The organism is bacterium (assembly GCA_036524115.1).
Taxonomy (GTDB): domain Bacteria; phylum JAUVQV01; class JAUVQV01; order JAUVQV01; family DATDCY01; genus DATDCY01.
The window spans coordinates 1-2,585 of sequence record DATDCY010000160.1 but is presented as its reverse complement, the minus strand read 5'-3'; the positions used below and the strand labels follow the sequence as shown (position 1 = coordinate 2,585).

At 68.0% G+C, this 2,585-nt stretch carries 2 protein-coding genes; one reads left to right on the top strand and one right to left on the bottom strand.

Annotated elements, in window-relative coordinates; all coding sequences use genetic code 11:
* A partial coding sequence (locus VI078_07905; protein ID HEY5999211.1) for a sugar transferase occupies positions 1 to 1,227 on the top strand: 1,227 nt, incomplete at its 5' end.
* 7 nt (positions 1,228 to 1,234) lie between these two features.
* Here VI078_07905 and galE read toward each other — a convergent pair.
* Entirely contained in the window at positions 1,235 to 2,272 is a 1,038-nt protein-coding gene (galE, locus tag VI078_07900) for a UDP-glucose 4-epimerase GalE (GenBank protein ID HEY5999210.1), read from the bottom strand.
* Positions 2,273 to 2,585: the final 313 nt, after the last annotated feature.

Genomic DNA, 2,585 nt, shown 5'->3' with positions numbered 1-2,585 from the left:
GTCGCGTTCCCGGTGACTCTCGCCGTGATGGACCTCTACAGCCCCCGCAACGCCTGGTGGTCCTCCCAGGTGCCCCCCCGGATCGCGCTGGCCACCCTCGCCGTGGTCGGCCTCTTCGGCGGCGGGTACTTCGTTGCCGGCGACCGCGCGGACGAGCCCTGGCTCTTCCTCGTCCTGGGCGTGGCGATCGCGACCGAGGCCTTCGCGGTCCGCGCGTTCGTCGCGATCAAGGCGCGGGGCGAGCGCGCCGTGCGCCCGGCGCTGGTCGTGGGCGCCGGCTGGGCCGGCCGCACCGTGATCGACTGCACGTTGCGCGAGCCGCGGCTGCGCGTGCGGGTGGCGGGCGTCATCGACGACGACCCGCTGAAGCGGAACGTCCAGTACAAGGGCGTGGCGGTCCTCGGGACGGGCGAGACCCTCGCGGACGCTGTGGCGCGCACCGGCGCGAACCTGGTGATCCTGGCGGTGTCCCAGGCCCAGAACGCGGAGCTGATCAAGAACCTGCTGAAGCTCAAGATGGGGGGCGTCGAGGTGCTCGACATGCCGGAGTTCGTCGAGCGCGCCACCGGCCAGATCCCCATCAAGCACGTCGAGGACAGCTGGTTCCTTTACAGCGGCGGCTTCGAACTGCTCCACCGGCCCTGGCTTCAGCGTTTCAAGCGGGCCTTCGACGTCGTCGCCGCGGGCGCCGGGCTGGTGCTCTCGCTGCCGCTGATGGGGATCGTCGCCGTGCTCATCAAGCTCGATTCGCGCGGGCCGGTCTTCTTCCGGCAGGAGCGGACCGGCCAGGGGGAGGTGCCCTTCGAGCTGATCAAGTTCCGCTCGATGCGCGACGACGCGGAGAAGGGCAGCGGTCCGGTGTGGGCCGGCGTGCGCGACTACCGGGTCACCCGCCTCGGCCGCTGGCTGCGCCTGACGCGCCTCGACGAGATCCCGCAGTTCATCAACGTCCTGCGCGGCGAGATGAGCTTCATCGGCCCGCGCCCGGAGCGGCCCTTCTTCGTCGAGAAACTCAGCCGCGAGATCCCGTACTACGCGCTGCGGTTCGCGGTGAAGCCCGGCCTGACCGGCTGGGCCCAGGTCGAGTTCCGGTACGGCGCCTCGGTCGAGGACGCCATGGAGAAGCTCAAGTACGACCTCTACTACATCAAGAACATGTCCTGGCGGCTGGACCTCTTCATCGCGCTCAAGACGCTGAAGGTGGTCTTTTTCGCCCAGGGCAACTGATCGCGTCCTAGCCTTTCCTCTCGCCCGCCCGGTAGCGCTGCTCCCAGCGCCACGCCGAGTCCAGCATCTCCTCCAGGCTCTTCTCGGCCTTCCAGCCCAGCTCCCGGTTGGCCAGCGCCGTGTCCGCCCAGACCTTCACGATGTCGCCGGGCCGGCGGCCCACGATGCGGTAGTTGAGCTTGCGGCCGGAGACCTGCTCGAACGTGCGCACGAGCGCGAGCACCGAGTAGCCGGTGCCGGTCCCGACGTTGAAGCACTCGAACCGCTGCGGCGCTCCGTCCCCGAGCATCCGCCGCAGCGCCGCGACGTGCGCCCGCGCCAGGTCGACGACGTGGATGAAGTCGCGGATGCACGAGCCGTCCGGCGTGTCGTAGTCGTCGCCGAAGACCTGCAGTTCCTTCCTGATGCCGGCGGCCGTTTGCGTGATGTACGGCACGAGGTTGTCGGGCACGCCCTGGGGGAGTTCGCCGATCAGTGCGCTCGGGTGCGCGCCGATGGGGTTGAAGTAGCGCAGGGCCGTGCACCGCAGCGCGGGGTCCGCGGCGACAGCGTCGCGCAGGATGTCCTCGCAGATCCGCTTGGTGTTGCCGTACGGCGAGGCCGCCGGCTGCAGCGGCGAGGCCTCGGTGACGGGCAGTTGCTCCGGCTGCCCGTAGACGGTGCACGACGACGAGAAGACGATGTGTCCGCAGCCGTGCTCCTGCATCGCCTCGAGGAGGTTGAGGAGGGAGACCAGGTTGTTCCGGTAATAGAGCAGCGGGTTGCGGACGGACTCCACGACCGATTTCGAAGCCGCGAAGTGGATGGCGGCGGCGATGGGGCCGTGGGTCTCGAAGAGCCGCCGCGTCCGGTCCCGGTCCTGGAGATTGAACTGCTCGAAGGGCGGTCGCGTGCCGGAGATCTGCCCGATGCCGTCGAGGACGCCGATGTGCGAGTTCGAGAGATCGTCGACGACCAGGACGTCGAAGCCCGCCTGCTGCAGCTCGACAACGGTGTGCGATCCGATGTAGCCGGTGCCGCCGGTGACGAGGATGCGGTGGGGCATGGGCACATGATACCTCAAACCGCGGCCGGGACGGTTCTCAAAGGTTGCCGCGAGCGGCGGAACAGGGGCGCCGAATCGTCGGAAATTCTTACACCGCCTGGGTCTGCGGTGGATGTCGCGTGCGCCAGAATTATGCCGGTACTGATAACGCAAGAATATCAATGAGATACGATTCTTGTCGCGCGTTGCTATCAGGTTACGACGGCATGGTTATTGCTTTGGGGATTGGCGTGGGAACTCGCATGACGAAAGAAGGCGCGTGACGATGCCGTTGACACGCAGCGGTGCCGCGGGCCGGGTCTGGCGCGAGTTT

Bases quoted from the DNA above. Each gene is read 5' to 3' on its own strand.
- galE (HEY5999210.1), bottom strand. From the start codon at position 2,272: ATGCCCCACCGCATCCTCGTCACCGGCGGCACCGGCTACATCGGATCG.